This window comes from Stenotrophomonas sp. YJH_SMC_32 (assembly GCF_059369975.1).
Genome location: NZ_JCAFTE010000008.1, coordinates 1 through 18106, shown reverse-complemented (window position 1 = coordinate 18106; position 18106 = coordinate 1). Strand labels below are relative to the sequence as shown.

Sequence of the window (18106 nt, the reverse complement as noted above, 5' to 3'; positions counted from 1 at the left end):
ACCTGCGGAGGAAGACCATGGCCACCGGTTGGGCGGGAGATGGCGCGGTCCAGGACCAGATCGACGCCACCGTCGACGATGCGATCGCCCGCGCGCGCCGCCAGCTGCGGCAGGGCCCGGGCCTCGAGCACTGTGAGGAATGTGAAGCGCCGATTCCGTTGGCGCGACGTCGTGCTGTGCCGGGAGTTCGCCTGTGCGTGGCGTGCCAGCAGGCGCATGACGAAGAAGAGCAGGCGCATGCCGGTTACAACCGGCGTGGCAGCAAGGACAGCCAGCTGAGGTAAGGGGTGCTCGGCAGGGCTGCGCCCTGCACCTGCTTGGAGCAACGGCAACGGCAACGGCAAAAGCGTGCTATCCGTGGGATGGCGGGGTGGGTCCGATTGAGGGGGACGCTGCAAGTACGTCCATGTAAGCTCGGTCGCCGCATCCATGCGGCTCACGCCCCCTCAACCGGACCCACCCCGCCTTCGACAGATTTCCGCGATCTGTTGGAACCTGCTGCTGATGGTGGGTGCCGACCGTTGGTCGGCACGGGGTCGGATCCAATTCTGACTATCGATATCTGACAGATGTGCCGACCAACGTTCGGCACCCACCAACAGCGCGCGGAATCTGTCAGAGGTGGGGCGGTGTGGGTGGGCAGGACCGTTGGCGCCATGGATGGCGCCATCGAGCCCCCATGGATGGGTTTACGGCGTGTCCTGACCACCCACACCGCCCCGCCATCCCACGGAATGCCGCTCTTGATCTTGCTTCGGCTTCGGCCTCTGCATGTGCAGGGCGCAGCCCTGCCGAAAACCCCACCCTCAGCCGTCGCCCTGGATGCCGCCGGGTGCCTGCGCCGGGTCGCGCCAGCGGCGCACCGTGCGCTGGAAAAACAGGTTGTTCGGCAGCTGCAGCACCGTACCCTCATGGCCGTCGCCGGTTTCCTGCAGCGTGGTGTAGATCAGGTTCACGTCGATCACCCGCCCCTTCAGGCCCGGCTTCTCGCCGTTCTCCAGCACTTCGATGTAGTCATGCAGGCGGAACGGGCGAGTGGTGAAGATCAGCAACGTGCAGAAGATGTTGGAGAGCACGCTCCAGGCCGCGAAGAAGGCCACTGCGCCCACGGCCGCGAAGCCCGTGAACGCGGTCCACAGCACTGAAGGCTTCGCGCCGAGCAGGCTGAGGACATACAGCAGGGCGCTGAAATAGACCACGAAACTGGTGATCCGGCGCGCGCCCATCACCATTTCAGGTGGCAGCGTGTAGTGCTCGGCAAAGCGCCGGATCAGGCGACGGGCCAGTACCCGCAGCAGCCAGGCGACCAGCAGCACCAGCACGATCTGCAGGGCCACGCCCGCGTAGTTCAGCCATGGGTGGCTCCAGGCCGGCAGATGATCCTTCAGCGACAACATCATGGGGGCGAAAACAGGTGGCGGGAACGGCCTCGATGTTACCCGGCGCGTGCCGGGGTTTCGACCATCGGCGACCACGCCAGGCAGACCAGCTCCTGTCGATGCTGCTGCAGGCAGGCGCGGCCGTTGTCGGGGCACAACCGCAAGGACAGGCCCGATGCCTGCAGCACGACGCAAGCGACGATTACCAGCAGGGCGGCGCAGGACGAGCTGGACATGGCGGAACTCCCTGGAGGTGTTTTCTCGAATGACCTTCCATGGATGCAGCCATCGTCGAAAAGGTTGCATGGCCTTGATCGGCGATCGGCTCTAAACCTTTTTCCGGGTCGCCGCATCCAAGCGATATGCTCGACACCACCATGCCAGCGCCGCCTGCCGCCCACGCCCCTGTCGACGAACCCGCCCTGGTGCGGGCGGCCGCCGCCGGTGACACTGCGGCCTACGAACTGCTGTACCGGCGCCATGCGCCGCGCGTGTTCGCCGTACTGTGGCGCCTGTGCGGGGGGCAGCAGGCGCGTGCCGAGGATGCCCTGCAGGAAGCGTTCCTGCAGGCATGGAAGGCGCTGCCGGGGTTCCGGTTCGAAAGCAGCCTGTCGACCTGGTTGCACCGGTTGGGCGTCAACGCCGCACTGATGGAACTGCGCGGGCGCGCCGCCGGGCAGGACCACGACAGTCTGGAGGAGGTCGACGGCGGCCTGCAGGAGCTGGCGGTGCACGACCGTTGTGCCGGTACCGAGCGCGACCTGGAGCGCGCACTCGCGACGCTGCCTCCGAGGGCGCGTGCGGTACTGGTACTGCACGACATCGAAGGCTGGAAGCACCAGGAAATCGCCGAGCAGCTGCAGATGGCCGTCGGCAGTTCAAAGGCACAGCTGCATCGTGCGCGCGGCCTGCTGCGCGCACGGCTGGGAGACATGACATGAGTACACACGAACACGATTCCGATCACGATCTGCTGGCCCGGCTGCGCGCGTTGCCCAGCGAGCGAGATGTTCCCGCCGATGGCTGGGCGCGCCTGTCGGCGCAGCTGCCGCCGCGCGAGCCGCAGGCGGCGCCTGTGCCGGCCGACAACGTGGTGGTGCTGCCAGCGCGTTCGCGGCGCCGCGGGTGGTTGCCGGCCGGCGCTGTCTTGGCGGCCAGCCTGGCGCTGTACGCGGTGGCGCCATGGCGCCACGTGCAGCCGGATGCGCCGGTGCCGTCTACCCTGCAGTTGCAGGCTGCGGCGATGACCGAGCAGTACCGGCAGGCGGTGGCCTCGCTGCCCGCAGGCCGGGCACCGGAATGGCAGCCGGCCCTGCACGAACTGGATGAAAGCGCGGCACAGATCCAGGCCGCGCTGGCGCAGGATCCACGTGCGCCTCACCTGCTTGGCCAGCTCAAGCGCACCTATGCGCTGCGGCTGGAACTGACCCGGCAGGCGGCCTATGCCGCCGAGTCCGGCCTGACGACCTGAGGAGACCCCCGATGACACGAACCCTGATGACCTGCTGCTGCGCGCTGTTGCTGCTGCCCGCAGTGGCCCTGGCTGACACCCGGATCGACGAGCGCCACAACCTGGCCGCCGGCGGCCGCATCGAACTGAGCAACGTGGCCGGCAAAGTGACCGTGCGTGGCTGGGACCGCAACGACGTGCAGCTCACCGGTACGCTCAGCGATGGTCTCCAGCTGCGCCAGGAGAAGAGTGCCAACCGCGTACGCTGGGAAATCGAGTATCCGCGTCGCAACAACAACGGTGGCGCGACGCTGGTGCTGAACGTGCCGCGTTCGGTGGAACTGCTGCTGAGCACGGTCAGTGCCAACCAGGACATCAGCGGCATCGATGTGCGTCGCCTGCAGGCCGACACGGTCAGCGGCAGCCTGAGCGCCTCCGGTCGCAGCGGCGACAGCAAGCTCAATACGGTCAGTGGCGGTGTCAGCGCGCGCCTGCAGACCCCGAAGCTGGATGTGAACACGGTCAGCGGCCGGATCGAAGCCGGTGGCGGCGTGTCCGGTGACATCGGTGCACAGACGGTATCCGGCCGGGTCGAGGTCGATGCCGGGCGGGTGCAGCGGTTGGCGGTGGAAACCGTATCGGGCAGCATCGATCTGTCGGCGGCCGGGCTGGCGCCGGGGGGCCGGATCAATGTCGAATCGGTGAGTGCGTCGGTCAACCTGCGCCTGCCACGCGCGGTTTCGGCGCAGCTGTCGGTGAACAGCTTCAGCGGGTCGATCAACAGCGATGCCGGCCAGGTGGAGCGGCCGCGCTACGGCCCCGGCAGCCATCTTGATACGCGGCTGGGCAGCGGCGACGGTGATATCCGCATCCAGTCGCATTCGGGCAGTGTTCGGGTAAGCCTGGAACGCTGAGCGCGATCCGGCAGGCCGCGGCGGCAGCGCCGCCGCGGTCGGTACTGGGTCAGCTGGCTTTCTTCAGCGCCCAGGTGGTGCCGAGGACTTCGATCTTGCCACCGGCCTTGCGGAACGCTGCCAGGTCCGAAGCGATCGAGTCGCTGCTGACCACGGTGCTGGCGGCCGCGCCCTTGCGTTCGCTGCGGATGCTGTTGCTGGCCTTCGCGGGGGTCTTTGCCTTGCGGGGCATGGTTGCTCCTGTCAGGTGGAAGGGGAGGAAAGCGCCCAGGCGTCGGCCTGGCGCAGGTAGTCCTGCCGCTCACGGCGGCAGTCACTGCCGCCCATCGAGAACTGGCGGCAGATCGCCGGGCGCTGCGAATAGATCGTGCAGCGCAGGTGATAGGGATCGATCGCCGCACACCAGCCTTCCTCGTTGCGCGCCATCACGGCACGGCCGTGGGTGTCGCGTGACAGGAACTGGCCGGGCACGTGGTCGCCGGGCTGCAGCAACACGGGCAGCCGGCAACAGACCGCGTCACAACGGCGGCAGTCGATGGGTGCATGTGCTGCGTCAGGTTGTAAGGCCTCAGGGGCCTGGCGGGTGCCCAAAGCGGGTCTCGATGGCGGCTCCGGTGGTACGCGGACCATGAACGAGCCAGGAAGGCATGGCCGCTAGGCCCGCAGGGCGGGCCAGGCTGCACCGTGGACACACACCGGCGTGGCCGGTGGAAGGTGCAGCAGGGTTCTAGCCGACCAAGAGTAACTTAGATCGCGTAACGTTTTGTTAATCCTGGCTTGCTGCCGCCAAAGCAAGGCCCTGGACCACGCCCAGCGAGGGCTCGCCGTGGACCATGCGGGCGCGCGGGAAGGCCTCCGCAACGGCCTGGCGCAGATACCCGGCGCGGGACATGCCGCCGGTCAGGAACACCGCGTCCGGGTCGCCGCCGATGTCGCTGCGGACCTGGGCCAGCAGCTCCCGAAGCTGCTCCAGATAACCATGCGCGGCTGCGGCCAGGCCGTCGGCGCTGCTGTCGGCATGCAGGTCGCGGGCGATGTAGTCCAGCGTGCTGCGATGTTCGCTGGCGGCGCTGAGGGCGATCTTGGCGCGCTCGACGTCGCGGTACAGGCGGGCGGTATTGCCGGTGTCCTGCAGGGCCTGCAGGCGCGCGCCCCACGGATTGTCGACATGGTCATACTTGTGCTGGCGGAAGTCGCGCTGGCGGGTCATGTCCTGCACGGTGGCCGCTTCCACATAGTGGTGGGCGGGCACGCGGGTGATGCCGCGGCCGAACAGCGGCATGTAGCTGGACAGGCTCAGCGCCAGGTCGATGTCGGTACCGCCGCGGGCGATGCCCCAGGCGCGGTGGATGCGCGGGGCGTCGTCGCCGCCGACTTCGGCGTGGGCGATATCGGTGGTACCGCCGCCGATGTCGACGATCACGGCCTGGTGCCGTTCGCGGCTTTCGGCGTGATAGTGCATGGCCGCCGCGGCCGGTTCCTCGAGGAAATCGATCTGGTCGAAACCGGCCTGGCTGGCGGCTTCGCGCAGGATGTCCAGCGCCTGGTCATTGCCGGCCGCACCGATCGAGCTGCGGAACTGCACCGGACGCCCAAGCAGGGCCGCTCTCAGCGGCTGGCCGAGCTGGGCGCTGGCGGTCAGGCGGATGTGTTCGAGGATGTGCGCGGCGATGCCGGTGATGGTCTGCTTGGCGCGCGGGTGCAGGTTGTAGCCGAGCATCGATTTCGGGCTCTGCACCAGGTTGCCTTCGTGTTCCTCGAAATAGGCTTCCAGCGCTTCGTCACCGTAGACCGCATTCTGCAGCAGGTCGCTGGCACTGCGTTCCTTGCCGGCACGGGCTTCCATCCATTCCCGGCGCAGCGCGCGCAGGGCTTCGCGGCGCAGCGCCTGCGGCGTGCGTTGCTGGCCGGCGGCGCGCGCCGCACGCGCAGCGCTGTCGATCATCTGCTGCAGCTGGTGCTCCTGGCCGTCATCGAGCTGGAAGTCATCCGGGTCGGGCACCACGCCGGGGAAGTACACGCTGGTACGGAACTGCTCGGCGTCGCCGAAGCGGATCGGCAGCAGTTTTCCTTCATGCACGATGGCGGCGGCGGAGTTGCTGGTACCGAAGTCGATGCCGAGGCGCATGGGGAGTTCCGGGGGCGATCAGGGGCCGCGCACTCTGCTGCAGTTCGCCGCTGACTGCAAGGTCCCGCGGTTTCCTGTTCCGGGCCGGGTCAAGGAGGTCGCGGCGTACTGCCCGGAAAATGCCGGGGGAGCCGGGCGGTTACAATGGCAGCTGTTGATTCACTTTGAGGTACTTGCTGATGTCTTCTGTCCCTGCCTGCCCGCAGTGCACCCTGGAAAACACCTACGCCGATGGCGCGCTGTGGATCTGCGCCGACTGCGGCTTCGAATGGACCGCCGAGGAAAGTGCCGGTTCGACCCTGGTCGTGCGTGACAGCAACGGCAATACCCTGCAGGCCGGTGACACCGTCACCGTGATCAAGGACCTGAAGGTGAAGGGCTCCTCGATCCCGCTCAAGCAGGGCACCGTGATCCGCAACATCCGCCTGGTCGAGGACGATGCCGAGCACATCGAAGGCAATTCGGACAAGATCAAGGGCCTGGTCCTGAAGACCTGCTTCCTCAAGAAGGCCTGACCGGCCTTCAGCGCCGGGCCTGCTGCTGTGCGCGCCAGCGGGCCAGGCTGTCCAGCTTGGCCTGGTAGCGCGCCTGCTGCGGCGCCCCGCCCAGTTCCTGTGCACGCAGCAGCTCACGATCGGCGTGCTTGAGCTGGCCCGCCAGGAAATAGACCCGCGCCAGCCCGAAGTGGAACTGGTGCGCGGTGTCGTACAGGCGCACGGCCTGCCGGTAATAGCGGATCGCCTGCTGCAGTTGCCCGGCGCGTTCGGCCTCGGCACCGAGCATGTACTGCGCGAATGGGTCTTCGCGCTGCACCGATTGCAACCGCTGCTCCAGCGCCTGGGCCTGCGCAATCATGCCGAGCTTGCGGTAGAGGGCGCTGGCGTTGGTGAGTGCAGCATCCTGGCGGCCGTCCAGTCGCAGCGCCCTTTCCAGAGCCCGGCGTGCAGCGGCGGTATCGCCCGTGCGGTTTTCCAGCACGCCCAGGTTGTTCCAGGTGGCAGCGAAGCTGCCGTCCTGCGCCAGCGCGGTATCGAAGAAGGTACGTGCGCCCGCCAGGTCGCCGCTGGCCATGCGTTCGGCACCGCGATTGTTGTAGAAGTGCGCCAACGCCCGCGCCTGGCTGATCGGCAGCGGCCCGCGGCGGTCGTACAGCACATTGCGATCCAGATCGACGGTGGCGAAGCGGCCGGCAAAGCCGACCCCGGCATTGACGTGGCCTACGCTGTAGACCAGGCCCTGGGCCTGGTTCTGGTACCACGACACCACCTGGCCAACTTCCTGCACGCGCGCCTGGATGCCGGCTTCGCGTGCCAGTGCGACGAACATCAGGGTGAAGGCCAGGCAGTTGGCGCGTCGCTGCTGCCAGATCTCGCTGACAGTAAGGGTCGCGTCGGCGTCGTACTGCAGGTCCATGCCATGGCGGTCGAAGATCATCTCCACCAGCGCCTGCAGGCGCTGCTCGCGCGAATAGCTGCGACGGGTCACCTGGGTGTGCAGCATATCGAGCATGGCCGGTGGAATCGCGAACACCTGCTGCGGTGTTGGAATCGTCGGCGCGGTGGTGCTGGCAGCGACCGCAGGGGCTTCGCTCGCGTCAGGGTTCAGTGCGATCGCGGAGGGTGCCGCCAATGCGGCCAATGCGAGCAGAACGGATCGGGCGGCAGGACGGTACATGACGGCTCCCGGCAGCGGCGGGCGCTCCCGCCTGAGGCGAGTGTAGACCTGTGCGCGCACCCCTGCAGTGACCGCTGGTCGGTCCGCGCGTTCATCCACAGCCGGTGTGGACCAGCGCTCGACAAAGCTGTGGACAACCGCGTTGGGGCCCCGTGCGGAGAGCGTTGTGACGGTGTGGTGAAAAAATGGCCGGCTTGCCCGCTACCGGCGCAGGCGGGATGATCCGGTCATGGACTTCTCCCCGCTGACGCTCGCTCCGGCGCAGTGGCAGGCGCTGCAGGACAGCTATGCAACGCCACCACGTGCCTACCATCACTTCGGCCACGTGCGTGCGGTGCTGCAGCACTGCCAGGAGGTTGCCGACGGTCCAGGCTGGCAGCAGCCGGCCGAGGTCTACCTGGCCGCGCTCTACCACGATGCGATCTATGTGGCGGGGCGAAAGGACAACGAAGCGCGTTCGGCGCAGCTGGCCCTGCAGGCGATCGCGCAGGCGCCGGAACTTGCCATGGTCGACGCGGCCCGGGTCGAGCAGCTGATCCTGCTGACTGCCCGCCATGGCGAGCTCGCCCCGGACGATGTCGATGCCGAGGCCGCGTTGTTCCTGGACTGCGACATGGCGATCCTGGCCGCGCCGGAGCCGGTGTTCAGCGCCTATGACCGCAGCGTGGCCGAAGAGTACAAGGGCGTGGTGCCAGGCTTCCTGTATCGCGCCGGCCGCCGCCGTTTCCTGCAGGGCCTGCTGCGTGCACCGCGCATCTTCCTCAGCGAATTCTTCCACCAGCGCCTCGACTCTGCCGCGCGCGACAACCTGCGCCGGCAGCTGGGCCGCTGAACCAGCCCGGTACACTGGGGCCCGTTTCCATCGATTGCCGCTTCCAACCGTGTCCGTCCCTGATCCCGATCCCCGTCCGCTGCCGCCGGAAGAGCCCGGTCCGAACGAATGTTGCGGCAGCGGTTGCCCGCTATGTGTGCTGGACCTGTATGCCGACGAGCTGCAGCGCTATCGCAAGGCGTTGGCCGAATGGCTGGCGCGGCACCCGGAGGCGTCCACATGAGCCGCGCGCGCCCAGCGGCACTGCTGGCGCTGGCGGCGCTGCTGCTGTTCGTGGCCACCGCGCTGTGGACCCAGTTCGCACGCACCGATCTGGACTGGGTGCGGGCCACGCTCAGCCTCTATCTGCACGGGCCGTGGGGGCTGGCATTGCGCGCGGCCTACTGCCTGCTGGCATTGGCGATCGCCCTGCTCGGCATCAGCCTCTACCGGGGCAGCGTCGGCCCGCGGCGCAGCGCGGCGGCGCCGCTGCTGTTCACTGTCTCGGCACTGGGCCTGGCCACGGTCGCCATCGGTGACAGCTGGCTGCCGGAAGCGACGCCGCTGCTGGCACCGTTCATCCATGGGCTGGCGGCCAACACGGCGTTCCTGTGTGCCAGCGTCGGCATGCTGCTGCAGGCCTGGTACCTGCGCCGCGAACCGGGTTGGCAGTCCGCCGCGAGCCTGCTCTGGGGCTGGGCCTGGCTGGCGTTCGTACTGTTGTGGCTGCATGTGTTGTGGCGCGCCGGTCCGCCGCGCGGGCTGGGCCAGAAGGTCGTGATCGTGGTGATCGTAGGCTGGCTGCTGTACCTGGCGCTGGCACTGTACCGGCGCAGTCGGCGTACCACGGCCGACTGAATCGCCAACGGCCTGCACCGGTACGTGCCGTGCACGCGGTGGCGGCGTATCGTGTGCGCATTCCATCGGGGATGCGATATGAAGCGTGCAGGGCTGGGCAGGGCAATGGGTGTGGTTCTGGCGCTGGCGGCGCTGCCGGCAATGGCGGCGGCCAACGTGCAGCAGTTCAGCCACGGGCGGTTCGAGCAGATTCCGGTGCACATGCCGGCCGGCACGCCGCAGCGGGTGGTGATCTGGTTCCACGAGCCCACCCCAGGGGGTGACACCAGCCGCCTGCCGATCGAAGCCCTGCGTGCCGACGGCGCCATCGTTGCCGCTGTGGACATCGCGCACCTGCGCGGGGTGCTCAAGCGCGAGGGTGATCCGACCTGCTCGTTCGGCGCCGGTGACGTCGAGAACTTCTCGCGCTGGCTGCAGGCGTCCCTGCATCTGCCCGGCTACCACCTGCCGCTGGTCGGCGGTGACGGCGAGGGTGCCGAGATGGCCTATTCGCTCGCGGCGCAGGCCGACACCCAGGTGTTTGCCGGCCTGCTGACCACCGGCTTCTGCCCGGACCACAACCATGAGCGCATGGTCTGCGGCGATGGTGTGAAGCACAACACGCTGCAGCCCGCCGAACTGAATTTTCCGTGGTTGAGTGCCGCTGGCGATCACGGCTGCAAGGTGGGCGAGGCCAGCCGGTTCGTTCAGCAGGTCGCCATGGCACGCGAATTCAAGCGAACCGCGCGCGGTGATGCCTCACCCGGTCTGGTGGCCGCGGCGCGGGTGATCGGCGCGCAGGCCGGGGTCAGTCTGGCACCGCCGCCGGCCGCGCTGAAAGGCCTGCCGGTGGTGGAAGTACCGGCGACCGGTAGCGGCGATACGCTGGCGGTATTCGTTTCCGGCGATGGTGGCTGGGCCGGCCTGGACAAGGACGTGGCGTCGTCGCTCAACGAGCACGGCGTGGCCGTGGTCGGCATCGACTCATTGCGCTACTTCTGGAGCGAGCGCACGCCGAAGGGCTTCGCCGCTGACCTGCAGAAGATCATCGACCACTACCGCCAGCAGTGGCACCGCGACAAGGTGATGCTGATCGGTTTCTCGCAGGGCGCCGACGTGCTGCCGGCGACCATCAACCAGCTCGATGCCGATACCCGCGCAGCGCTGGATCGTATCGTGCTGCTGTCGGTAGGCAGGAAGGCCGACTTTGAATTCCACGTCAGCAACTGGCTGGGCGGTGGCGGCGATGGCCTGCCGATCGCTCCGGAAGTGGCCAGGCTGCCGACGGAAAGAACCCTGTGCGTATATGGCGACAAGGACGAGGACGCACTGTGCCCGGACCTGCCGGCCAATGACGGCGTGAAGCGGGTGAAGCTGCCGGGCGACCACCATTTCGGCGGTGACTATGATCGGCTGGCCGAGGTGATCCTCAAGGGCGGGGCGTAGCGTCAAGCCATGCCCGACCACTGTCGCCGCCGTGTCGACCAAGGTCGACACCTGCCGGGTGGCGCGGGTCGTCAGTTGCGCCGCGGGTCCAGAGAGATCAGGCGCGTGGCGTCCAGCAGCGCCGCCGGCAGGTGCATGCCGCCGGGCGCGGCGAGATAGCGCGGCCGCCACTGCGGATCGAACTTCGACTTGAAGCGGCGCAGGCCACTGAACCCGTAGAAACGTTCGCCATGCCGCGCCAGCAGGCCGGCCAGCCGGTTCCAGCGGCCAGCCAGACGATGCTGTGCCAGCCCGGAAAGCGGCGCCATGCCCAGCGAGAAACGTGCATAGCCCTGTGCGCGGCCCCACAGGAACAGCTCGATGAAGAGGAAGTCCATCGTGCCCTTCGGTGCTTCGCTGACGTGGCGCATCAGGTCCACCGACAGTTCGGCGCCGGCCGGTGCCTGCCACAGGTTGGCGAAGGCCACGATCTGGCCTTCGGCCTCGACCAGCGCCACCGGGAAGCGCACCAGGTAATCCGGGTCGTAGCTGCCGAGCGAGAAGCCCTTTTCGTCGCCGGCCTTGTCTTCCAGCCATGCGTTGGAGATCGCGTGCAGGCGCGGCAGCAGGCTGGGAATTTCCTCCACGGGCGCCACGCGGAAGGACAGGCCACCCCGCTTGCCCCGGTTCCAGGCCTGGCGCAGGTCGGCGCGCTCGCGCCCTTCCAGGCCGAAATCATGCAGCGGCACCATCGCTTCTTCGCCCAGCTTGACCAGCCCCAGGCCAAGGTCGAGATAGGTCTGCCAGTAAGTCTCGCCGACCTGGTAGAAGACGGGGCGCAGGCCGAGGCGGTCGGCTTCCTCGCGGAAGCGCCAGATCAATGCGCGGGCGACGTCCGGCGGGCCGACCGGGTCGCCCATCGCGATCAGCGAACCCCCATAGCGCTGCATCATCACGAAGCCGAGTTTCGCTTCATCGCGCAGCACTGCCTTGTCAGCGGTCAGCACCAGGCAGGCCTGGGTGTCGGTGGCACCGGCCAGGACCGGCGCCAGCGATTGCAGCGTCGCTTCATCGGCGGCGGGCAGCGGGCTACGCGTGCTGTGCAGCAGCCGCGCCAGGCCGAACATCACCAGCGCGATGGCCACCACCAGCAACGCGCGCAACGCGCGCGGTGCGTTGCCGGAGACCGCGAACTGCCACCACAGCTCGTTCTGGTATTCGACATGGCTGTAGGTGAAGAACAGCAGCCAGGTCACCGCCACCAGCACCAGCCCCAGGTTGCGCAGCCACGGCCACGACCAGGCTTCATCCAGCAGCGCACCCTGGCGGTAGAACTCGCGGCGCGCAGCCCACAGCGCCATCGCCACCAGCACCGCCGAGACGGCGATCAACGGTTGGCCACCGCGCAGCCACAGCGGCAGCGGGGTGACCACGCACACCGCCATCGCCAGCATCCACGCCGCGTGGCTGCGACGGGCCAGGCCCTGCCCGATCAGCAGCAGCGCGACACCACTGAGGCTGCCGATCAGGTGCGAGGTTTCCAGGATCGGCAGCGAAGCATTCACCAGGTGCCGGCGTGGCGTGGGCAGCGTGCCGTCGATGACCAGCGCGGCGCCGATGCTGAACACCGCCAGCGCGATGATCTGCGGCAACCATGGGCGCAGTGCGTTCCAGCCTGCGCGGGTTGCCCCGGCACTGGCCTGCAGCGGCTGGCGCAGCGCGGGCGCAAGGGCGAGCAACGTGGCCAGCACCAGCGGTAGTACGTAATAGGTCACGCGGTAGATCAAGGCGGCCGCCAGCACCGCCGCCGGTGCCACCTGGGGCAACAGCTTCAACAGGCTCCATTCGAACACGCCCAGGCCGGCCGGCACGGTCGAGACCAGGCCGGCCAGTACCGCGACGAGGTACAGGCCGACGAAGCCGGGCAGGCCGGTGGGCGTCGAGTCCGGCAGCAGCACATAGAACGCGGCGCTGGCCAGCACCAGCTCGATCACGCTGAGCACGGTGACGCCGAGCATGGTGCGGCGGTCGGGTAGCCACAACGCATGGCCGAACACGCTGAACTGCCGTCCATCGCGACCGACCAGCAGCACGGTACCCAGATAGGCGAGCAGGGCGACGATGCCGACGATGCGCACGGCATCGGGATTCAGTGGCAATGCCAACGCCGCTGCCGCCGGTTCCATGCAGAGCGCCACGCTGATCAACAGCCACGCACCGAACACGAAACCGAGCGTGCTCATCAGCACCACCTGGCCGATCTGCGCCAGGTCCAGGCCGGCGCTGCGGTAGCCACGCAGGCGCACTGCGCCACCGGTCAACGCGGCAAAGCCCACCGTCTGGCCCAGCGTATGCGCAAGGAAGGCGGTAATGCCGATGCGTGCCGGATGCACGCGGATGCCGCTGCGGCGCAGGCCGATGGCATCGAAGCCGATCAGGCAGGCGTAGCTGGCCAGGCCGAGCATCACGGTGAGCGTGATCTGCAGGCCACTGAGCTGGCGGAACGCCTGGCGGATGGCGCGGTAGCCGTGCTCATCGAATTCACTGGCCAGGCCATGCAGGGCCAGCGAGAGGATCAGCAGGGGAACGACAATGGTGAGGACCCGCTTCCATGCCGGGGTGGAGGAAGCGGCGGCGGGGTTGGTGGCTGCGGTCATCGGCGCAAGGGTGCGTCAGGAGGGGCGAGTGCGGTGTCAACGCGGGGCGTGGCGCATCGTGCGCCTGTCGCCGCCATTTGACCAGCAGATGTGTCGGAGCCCGGTAGTGACGCGTCGCGCGGGGGACCCGTGCACCCACCGTTGACCGGATTGGAGGACAATGCGGGCCTGATCACCCGCAGGAGCCACGCCCATGATGGAGCGTTACGACGTCGGACCGCGCATGTCCGAAATGACCGTGTACAACAAGGTCGCCTACCTCTCCGGCCAGATTCCGGAAGACACCAGCCAGGACATCACCGGCCAGACCCGGCAGGTGCTGGCGGAGATCGACAAGCTGCTGGCGCTGGTCGCCAGTGATCGCCAGCACGTGCTGCGTGCGGAAGTGTTCCTGGCCGACATCGCCGACTTCGACGGCATGAACAAGGCGTGGGACGAGTGGGTGGTCGAGGGCGCGACTCCGGCCCGCGCAACCTTCGAAGCCAAGCTCGCCCACGCCGAGTGGAAGGTCGAGATCGTGGTGACGGCAGCGGTGCCGTAACTGCGGGATGGGGTCAGATCCCTTTCCTGCGGAAAGGGATCTGACCCCTGTTACAGGCGCACCAGCTCGATGCAATCCACCGGGCACGGGGGGATGCACAGCTCGCAGCCGGTGCACAGGTCGGCAATGACCGTGTGCATGTATTTGGCGCCGCCGACGATGGCGTCCACCGGGCAGGCCTGGATGCACTTGGTGCAGCCGATGCAGTCGGCTTCCACGATCAACGCCACCTGGGCCGCCTTGTGCTCGCCGCGCGAACGATCGAACGGAATCGCCGGTACGCCGAGCACCTGTGCCAGCGCCCGTGCACCGGCGTCGCCACCCGGCGGGCAGCGGTCCACACCGGCCTCGCCACGTGCCATTGCCTGCGCGTACGGGCGGCAGCCGTCATAGCCGCATTGCCCGCATTGGGTCTGCGGCAGCAGGCGGTCGAGGCGTTCGGTCAGGGGCGGGATCAGGCTCATGCGTGGCGAAGGCTGCGCGTTGGGTTATTTCAGGGGCTTGCCGCGGAACCAGCGCTCGTGGGCCAGCGCCAGCATCGGCTTGTCTTCGGAACTGTCACCATAGGCATGGATGCGCACGTAGCGCGACAGATCGAACTGGCGGCGGATGTGCTCGACCTTGCGCGGGCCGCAGTCGCCACCAGCGTAACGGCCGGTCAGGCGGCCGTCCTGGCTTTCCAGCCGGTTGCAGATCAGCTGCAGGCCCAGCTGCTCGCACCACGGCCGCAGGTACAGGTCCAGCGAGCCGGACACGATCACGACGGTGTGCTGCTGTTCCTTGTGCCAACGGATCTGCTCCAGCATTTCCGGGCGCACCACGTCGGGCAGGAACTCGCGCGAGAAGCCTGCGGCCAGCGTGGCGATGTCATCGCTGTGGCGGTCACTGAAGGTCAGGCGGGTGACGCGTGCACGGATGCGTTCGGCCGAGATCAGCTTCAACCTGTACGCGGCCAGCCACGGCCCGACTTTCCACCATGCCTGTGCCAGCTGTTCGGCGGTGGCCACGCGGCGCAGGAAGCGGCCATAGGTATCGCAGGTGGTCACGGTGTGGTCGAAGTCGAACAGCGCCAGTTCCATTGCGTTGCTTCCCATCGCGTTGCCTCCCGGGGCCGGAGCTGCCGGCGGGCGTGGCCGTAACCACGCCCGCTGCAGGCATCAAAGAACCGGCATGCCCGGCTGCGCGCCGCTGTCGGCGTCCAGCAGCGCCAGTGCGCCACCGTCGAAGCCGGCCGACAGGATCATGCCTTCGCTCAGGCCGAAGCGCATCTTGCGCGGGGCCAGGTTGGCGATGAACACCACGCTGCGGCCCACCAGCTTCTCCGGTTCGCCGTAGCTGCCACGGATGCCGGAGAAGATCTGGCGCTTGCCCAGCTCGCCGGCGTCCAGTTCGAAGCGCAGCAGCTTGTCCGAACCTTCCACGAACTCGCAGACCAGCACCTTGCCGATGCGCAGGTCGAGCTTGGTGAAATCGTCGATGCCGATGTAGGCCGGCGCGTCGGCGCTCTTTGCTTCGTCCTTGGCCGGGGCCGGGGCCGGGGCGGCCGGCTTGGCAGCGGGGGCAGCGGCAGCCGCCGGCTGCAGGGTGTCCTTGGAGGCGTCGATCATGGCGTCAATCTTCTTCGGGTCAATACGGGTGAACAGCGGGGTGTACTCGGTGATGCGGTGTCCCAGCAGCGGTTGCGCCAGCTCGGTCCAGTCGTTCACCGGCGCGGCCAGGAAGGCCTCGGCCTGCGCGGCGGTGGCCGGCAGCACCGGCTTCAGGGCGGTGACCAGCACGCGGAACAGGTTCAGGCCCTGGCTGCACACGGCCTGCAGCTGCGCATCGGCGCCTTCCTGCTTGGCAATGACCCACGGCTTGACGTCGTCGATGTAGCGGTTGGCTTCGTCGGCCAGGGTCATGGTCAAGCGGATCGCCGCAGCCGGGTCGTTGCGCTCGTAGGCTTCACGGATCGGCGCCAGCCCATCGACGAAGCGCTGGTACTGCGCCGCGTCGGGCAGCTGCGCGGCCAGCTGGCCGTCGAAGCGCTTGCTGATGAAGCCGGCGCAGCGGCTGGCCAGGTTGACGAACTTGCCGACCAGGTCGGCGTTGACGCGGGCGATGAAGTCGCCCAGGTTCAGGTCGAGATCGTCGACGCCACCGCCGGACTTGGCGGCGTAGTAGTAGCGCAGCGCTTCCGGCTCCAGGCCGGCATCGAGGAAGGTACGGGCCATCACGAAGGTGCCGCGCGACTTGCTCATCTTGGCGCCGTCCACGGTCAGGTAGCCGTTGACGTGCAGGCGGGTCGGCGCGCGGTGGCCGGTTCCGTGCAGTACCGCCGGCCAGAACAGGCCATGGAAGTTGACGATGTCCTTGCCGATGAAGTGGTGCAGTTCGGTGGCGGTGCCGGCACGCAGGTGCGCTTCGAAGTCCTCACCGATCCTGCCGCACAGGGTCTGGAAGCTGGACAGGTAGCCGATCGGTGCATCCAGCCAGACATAGAAGTACTTGCCCGGCTGGCCGGGAATCTGGAAGCCGAAGTACGGCGCATCGCGCGAGATGTCCCACGCGCGCAGGCCACCCTCGGCATTGAGCCACTCGCCCAGCTTGGCCTTCACGCCCGGCAGGGCGACATCGCCGGCCAGCCATTCGCGCAGGAACGCATCGAAGTGACCCACCTCGAAGAAGAAGTGCTCCGAATCGCGCATTTCCGGCGTGGCACCGGAGATGACCGAACGCGGTTCCTTCAGGTCGGTCGGTGCGTAGGTCGCGCCGCAGACTTCGCAGTTGTCGCCGTACTGGTCGGGACTGCCGCAGTTCGGACAGATGCCCTTGACGTAGCGGTCGGGCAGGAACATGCCCTTGGCCGGGTCGTAGAACTGCGCGACCGAACGGCGGCTGATGTGGCCGGCCGCTTCCAGCTTCAGGTAGAACTGCTCGGTCAACGCCTTGTTGGCCGCCGAATTGGTCGAGTCGTAGTGGTCGAAGGCCACGCCGAAGGCGGCGAAGTCACGTTCGTGGCTGGCCTGGATGTTGGCGATGAAGGTTTCCGGGGTGACCCCGGCCTTTTCCGCGGCCAGCATGATCGGTGTGCCGTGAGTGTCATCGGCGCAGACGAACCAGGTCCTGCCGCCGCTCATTCGCCGCGCACGTACCCAGATGTCAGCCTGGATGTAGCCGACCAGGTGGCCCAGGTGCAGCGGGCCGTTGGCGTAGGGCAGGGCGGTGGTGACGAGCGCGGTACGGGTCATGGTCGCGGGTGGATCCGAGGGGAACCGCAGATTATCGCATGCCCGCAACGACGTGACCCGGCCGGGGCCGGGTCACGGGTTGACGGAGGTGCGGGGCGCTTATTCGCGCTGCCAGGTCTGCGCGCGGCAGATGAAGGCGATGCAGCCGGACACGTCCAGCCGGGTGCCGCCGGGCTGCAGTTCCATCTTCGACTTGTAGGTCTTGCCGTTGGCCGGGTCGAGGATGGTGCCGCCGGACCACTTGTTGGCGCCGTCGGCCTTCAGGTTCCAGAGGATGGTCATGCCCTTCACCGGCTTGTTCCTGTTGGCGCCTTCACAGCCGTCACAGACCGGGTTCGGGCCCTTGTCCGAGTGCAGGATGTCGACCACCTTGCCGGTCAGCGTGCCGTTGGGGGCCTGGGTGATCTCGACGATCGACTTCACCTTGCCGGTCTTGTCGTCGATGGTCTTCCAGCGGCCGGCGGCGCCGTCGGCGGCCTGCGCCGAGAGTGCGGCCAGGCACATCGGCAATGCCAGCAGCAGGGTCTTGAAGGTCTTGCGCATGGTCCCCTCCCAGGGTTCATTCCGGCACGGTGCCGGCATGGGTCGACTGTATACCCATTCGGCGGAGTATGGGGAAGGGGGCGTTGCAGGGTTGCGCCCTGCACCCGCGGTAGTGCCGGCCGCTGGCCGGCAACCTCAACGGCGGGATTCCTTGGGATGGCGGGGCGGTGTGGGTGGGCAGGACACGCCGTAAACCCATCCTTGGGGGCTCGATGGCGCCATCCATGGCGCCAACGGTCCTGCCCACCCACACCGCCCCACCTCTGACAAATTCCTTCGGCTGTTGGTAGGTGTCGACCTTGGTCGACACGGTAGATCCACGCCATGCGTGGATGATGTTTCCGGTGGCGGCGATGGGGTCGGCGATGGGGTCAGATGATCTGGCCCCCCGTCAGCGGACGCCAAGAAGCGATACTTTGATCGCACTTGGAGGTCCCTTATGTCCCGTATCACCCGTCGTAGGTATACCGATGAGTTCAAGCACCAAGCCGTGGAGTTGGCCGAGTCGCTCGGGCCT

General features: G+C 67.8%; 21 protein-coding genes. 10 read left to right on the top strand and 11 right to left on the bottom strand.

The window, feature by feature from the left end:
- Positions 1-17: 17 nt before the first annotated feature.
- The gene (locus AC5P7S_RS11790; protein WP_005418184.1) at positions 18-284 is read left to right on the top strand and encodes a DksA/TraR family C4-type zinc finger protein; all 267 of its coding nucleotides are present in this window, start codon (positions 18-20) and stop codon (positions 282-284) included.
- 522 nt (positions 285-806) lie between these two features.
- On the opposite strand, the gene AC5P7S_RS11785 is transcribed toward AC5P7S_RS11790, so the two are convergent.
- Complete coding sequence (locus AC5P7S_RS11785) at positions 807-1400, bottom strand: mechanosensitive ion channel family protein (protein WP_095377660.1); 594 nt, start codon at positions 1398-1400, stop codon at positions 807-809.
- Positions 1401-1435: 35 nt separating this feature from the next.
- The gene (locus tag AC5P7S_RS11780; RefSeq protein ID WP_005418175.1) at positions 1436-1615 is read right to left on the bottom strand and encodes a hypothetical protein; all 180 of its coding nucleotides are present in this window, start codon (positions 1613-1615) and stop codon (positions 1436-1438) included.
- A gap of 126 nt (positions 1616-1741) precedes the next feature.
- Between AC5P7S_RS11780 and AC5P7S_RS11775 the strand changes: the two genes are divergently transcribed.
- The 3 genes from AC5P7S_RS11775 to AC5P7S_RS11765 are packed head-to-tail and all read left to right on the top strand — an operon-like array spanning position 1742 to position 3743.
- Positions 1742-2320: an RNA polymerase sigma factor gene (locus AC5P7S_RS11775; RefSeq protein ID WP_005418173.1), complete on the top strand. Its 579-nt coding sequence runs from the start codon at positions 1742-1744 to the stop codon at positions 2318-2320.
- Entirely contained in the window at positions 2317-2850 is a 534-nt protein-coding gene (locus AC5P7S_RS11770; RefSeq protein WP_095377659.1) for a hypothetical protein, read from the top strand. The genes AC5P7S_RS11775 and AC5P7S_RS11770 overlap by 4 nt, the downstream gene beginning before the upstream one ends.
- Before the next feature lie 11 nt (positions 2851-2861).
- The gene (locus AC5P7S_RS11765) at positions 2862-3743 is read left to right on the top strand and encodes a DUF4097 family beta strand repeat-containing protein (RefSeq protein WP_095377658.1); all 882 of its coding nucleotides are present in this window, start codon (positions 2862-2864) and stop codon (positions 3741-3743) included.
- Positions 3744-3792: 49 nt separating this feature from the next.
- Here AC5P7S_RS11765 and AC5P7S_RS11760 read toward each other — a convergent pair whose 3' ends face one another.
- From AC5P7S_RS11760 to AC5P7S_RS11750, 3 genes are all read right to left on the bottom strand, one after another.
- The gene (locus AC5P7S_RS11760; protein ID WP_005410566.1) at positions 3793-3975 is read right to left on the bottom strand and encodes a hypothetical protein; all 183 of its coding nucleotides are present in this window, start codon (positions 3973-3975) and stop codon (positions 3793-3795) included.
- Between the two features lie 11 nt (positions 3976-3986).
- Positions 3987-4280: a YkgJ family cysteine cluster protein gene (locus tag AC5P7S_RS11755; RefSeq protein WP_080104338.1), complete on the bottom strand. Its 294-nt coding sequence runs from the start codon at positions 4278-4280 to the stop codon at positions 3987-3989.
- A gap of 229 nt (positions 4281-4509) precedes the next feature.
- Positions 4510-5871 (bottom strand): Hsp70 family protein, encoded by a 1362-nt coding sequence (locus AC5P7S_RS11750; protein ID WP_005418167.1) that lies wholly within the window; start codon positions 5869-5871, stop codon positions 4510-4512.
- A gap of 179 nt (positions 5872-6050) precedes the next feature.
- On the opposite strand from AC5P7S_RS11750, the gene AC5P7S_RS11745 reads away from it, so the two are divergent.
- Positions 6051-6386, top strand: a complete 336-nt coding sequence (locus tag AC5P7S_RS11745) for a zinc ribbon domain-containing protein YjdM (protein WP_005414225.1) — start codon at positions 6051-6053, stop codon at positions 6384-6386.
- A gap of 7 nt (positions 6387-6393) precedes the next feature.
- On the opposite strand, the gene AC5P7S_RS11740 is transcribed toward AC5P7S_RS11745, so the two are convergent.
- Complete coding sequence (locus AC5P7S_RS11740) at positions 6394-7545, bottom strand: transglutaminase-like domain-containing protein (protein ID WP_095377657.1); 1152 nt, start codon at positions 7543-7545, stop codon at positions 6394-6396.
- Positions 7546-7774: 229 nt separating this feature from the next.
- Here AC5P7S_RS11740 and AC5P7S_RS11735 point away from each other — a divergent pair, with 229 nt between their 5' ends.
- The 4 genes from AC5P7S_RS11735 (at position 7775) to AC5P7S_RS11720 (ending at position 10639) form a co-directional block, all read left to right on the top strand.
- A complete protein-coding gene (locus tag AC5P7S_RS11735; protein ID WP_095377656.1) occupies positions 7775-8377 on the top strand; it encodes an HD domain-containing protein in 603 nt (200 codons plus the stop codon).
- A 49-nt stretch (positions 8378-8426) separates the two neighbouring features.
- Positions 8427-8600: an oxidoreductase-like domain-containing protein gene (locus AC5P7S_RS11730; RefSeq protein ID WP_049415754.1), complete on the top strand. Its 174-nt coding sequence runs from the start codon at positions 8427-8429 to the stop codon at positions 8598-8600.
- Positions 8597-9214 carry a DUF998 domain-containing protein gene (locus AC5P7S_RS11725; RefSeq protein ID WP_005418159.1) on the top strand — a complete coding sequence of 206 codons (618 nt, stop codon included), beginning with the start codon at positions 8597-8599 and terminating at the stop codon, positions 9212-9214. The genes AC5P7S_RS11730 and AC5P7S_RS11725 overlap by 4 nt, the downstream gene beginning before the upstream one ends.
- A 78-nt stretch (positions 9215-9292) precedes the next feature.
- A complete protein-coding gene (locus tag AC5P7S_RS11720) occupies positions 9293-10639 on the top strand; it encodes a virulence factor family protein (protein WP_170944908.1) in 1347 nt (448 codons plus the stop codon).
- 71 nt (positions 10640-10710) lie between these two features.
- On the opposite strand, the gene mprF is transcribed toward AC5P7S_RS11720, so the two are convergent.
- Complete coding sequence (gene mprF / locus AC5P7S_RS11715) at positions 10711-13275, bottom strand: bifunctional lysylphosphatidylglycerol flippase/synthetase MprF (protein ID WP_005418156.1); 2565 nt, start codon at positions 13273-13275, stop codon at positions 10711-10713.
- Positions 13276-13468: 193 nt separating this feature from the next.
- Between mprF and AC5P7S_RS11710 the strand changes: the two genes are divergently transcribed.
- Positions 13469-13816 carry a RidA family protein gene (locus AC5P7S_RS11710; RefSeq protein ID WP_005418155.1) on the top strand — a complete coding sequence of 116 codons (348 nt, stop codon included), beginning with the start codon at positions 13469-13471 and terminating at the stop codon, positions 13814-13816.
- A 50-nt stretch (positions 13817-13866) separates the two neighbouring features.
- Here the strand turns inward: AC5P7S_RS11710 and rnfB are convergent, their stop codons facing one another.
- From rnfB to AC5P7S_RS11690, 4 genes are all read right to left on the bottom strand, one after another.
- Positions 13867-14280, bottom strand: coding sequence for an Rnf electron transport complex subunit RnfB (gene rnfB / locus AC5P7S_RS11705; RefSeq protein ID WP_005418154.1), 414 nt, complete (start codon positions 14278-14280; stop codon positions 13867-13869).
- Between the two features lie 24 nt (positions 14281-14304).
- A complete protein-coding gene (locus AC5P7S_RS11700) occupies positions 14305-14895 on the bottom strand; it encodes an HAD family hydrolase (protein ID WP_005418147.1) in 591 nt (196 codons plus the stop codon).
- 78 nt (positions 14896-14973) lie between these two features.
- A complete protein-coding gene (metG, locus tag AC5P7S_RS11695; protein ID WP_095377654.1) occupies positions 14974-17046 on the bottom strand; it encodes a methionine--tRNA ligase in 2073 nt (690 codons plus the stop codon).
- Positions 17047-17145: 99 nt separating this feature from the next.
- Positions 17146-17589, bottom strand: a complete 444-nt coding sequence (locus AC5P7S_RS11690; RefSeq protein WP_065179246.1) for a DUF2147 domain-containing protein — start codon at positions 17587-17589, stop codon at positions 17146-17148.
- Positions 17590-18106: the final 517 nt, after the last annotated feature.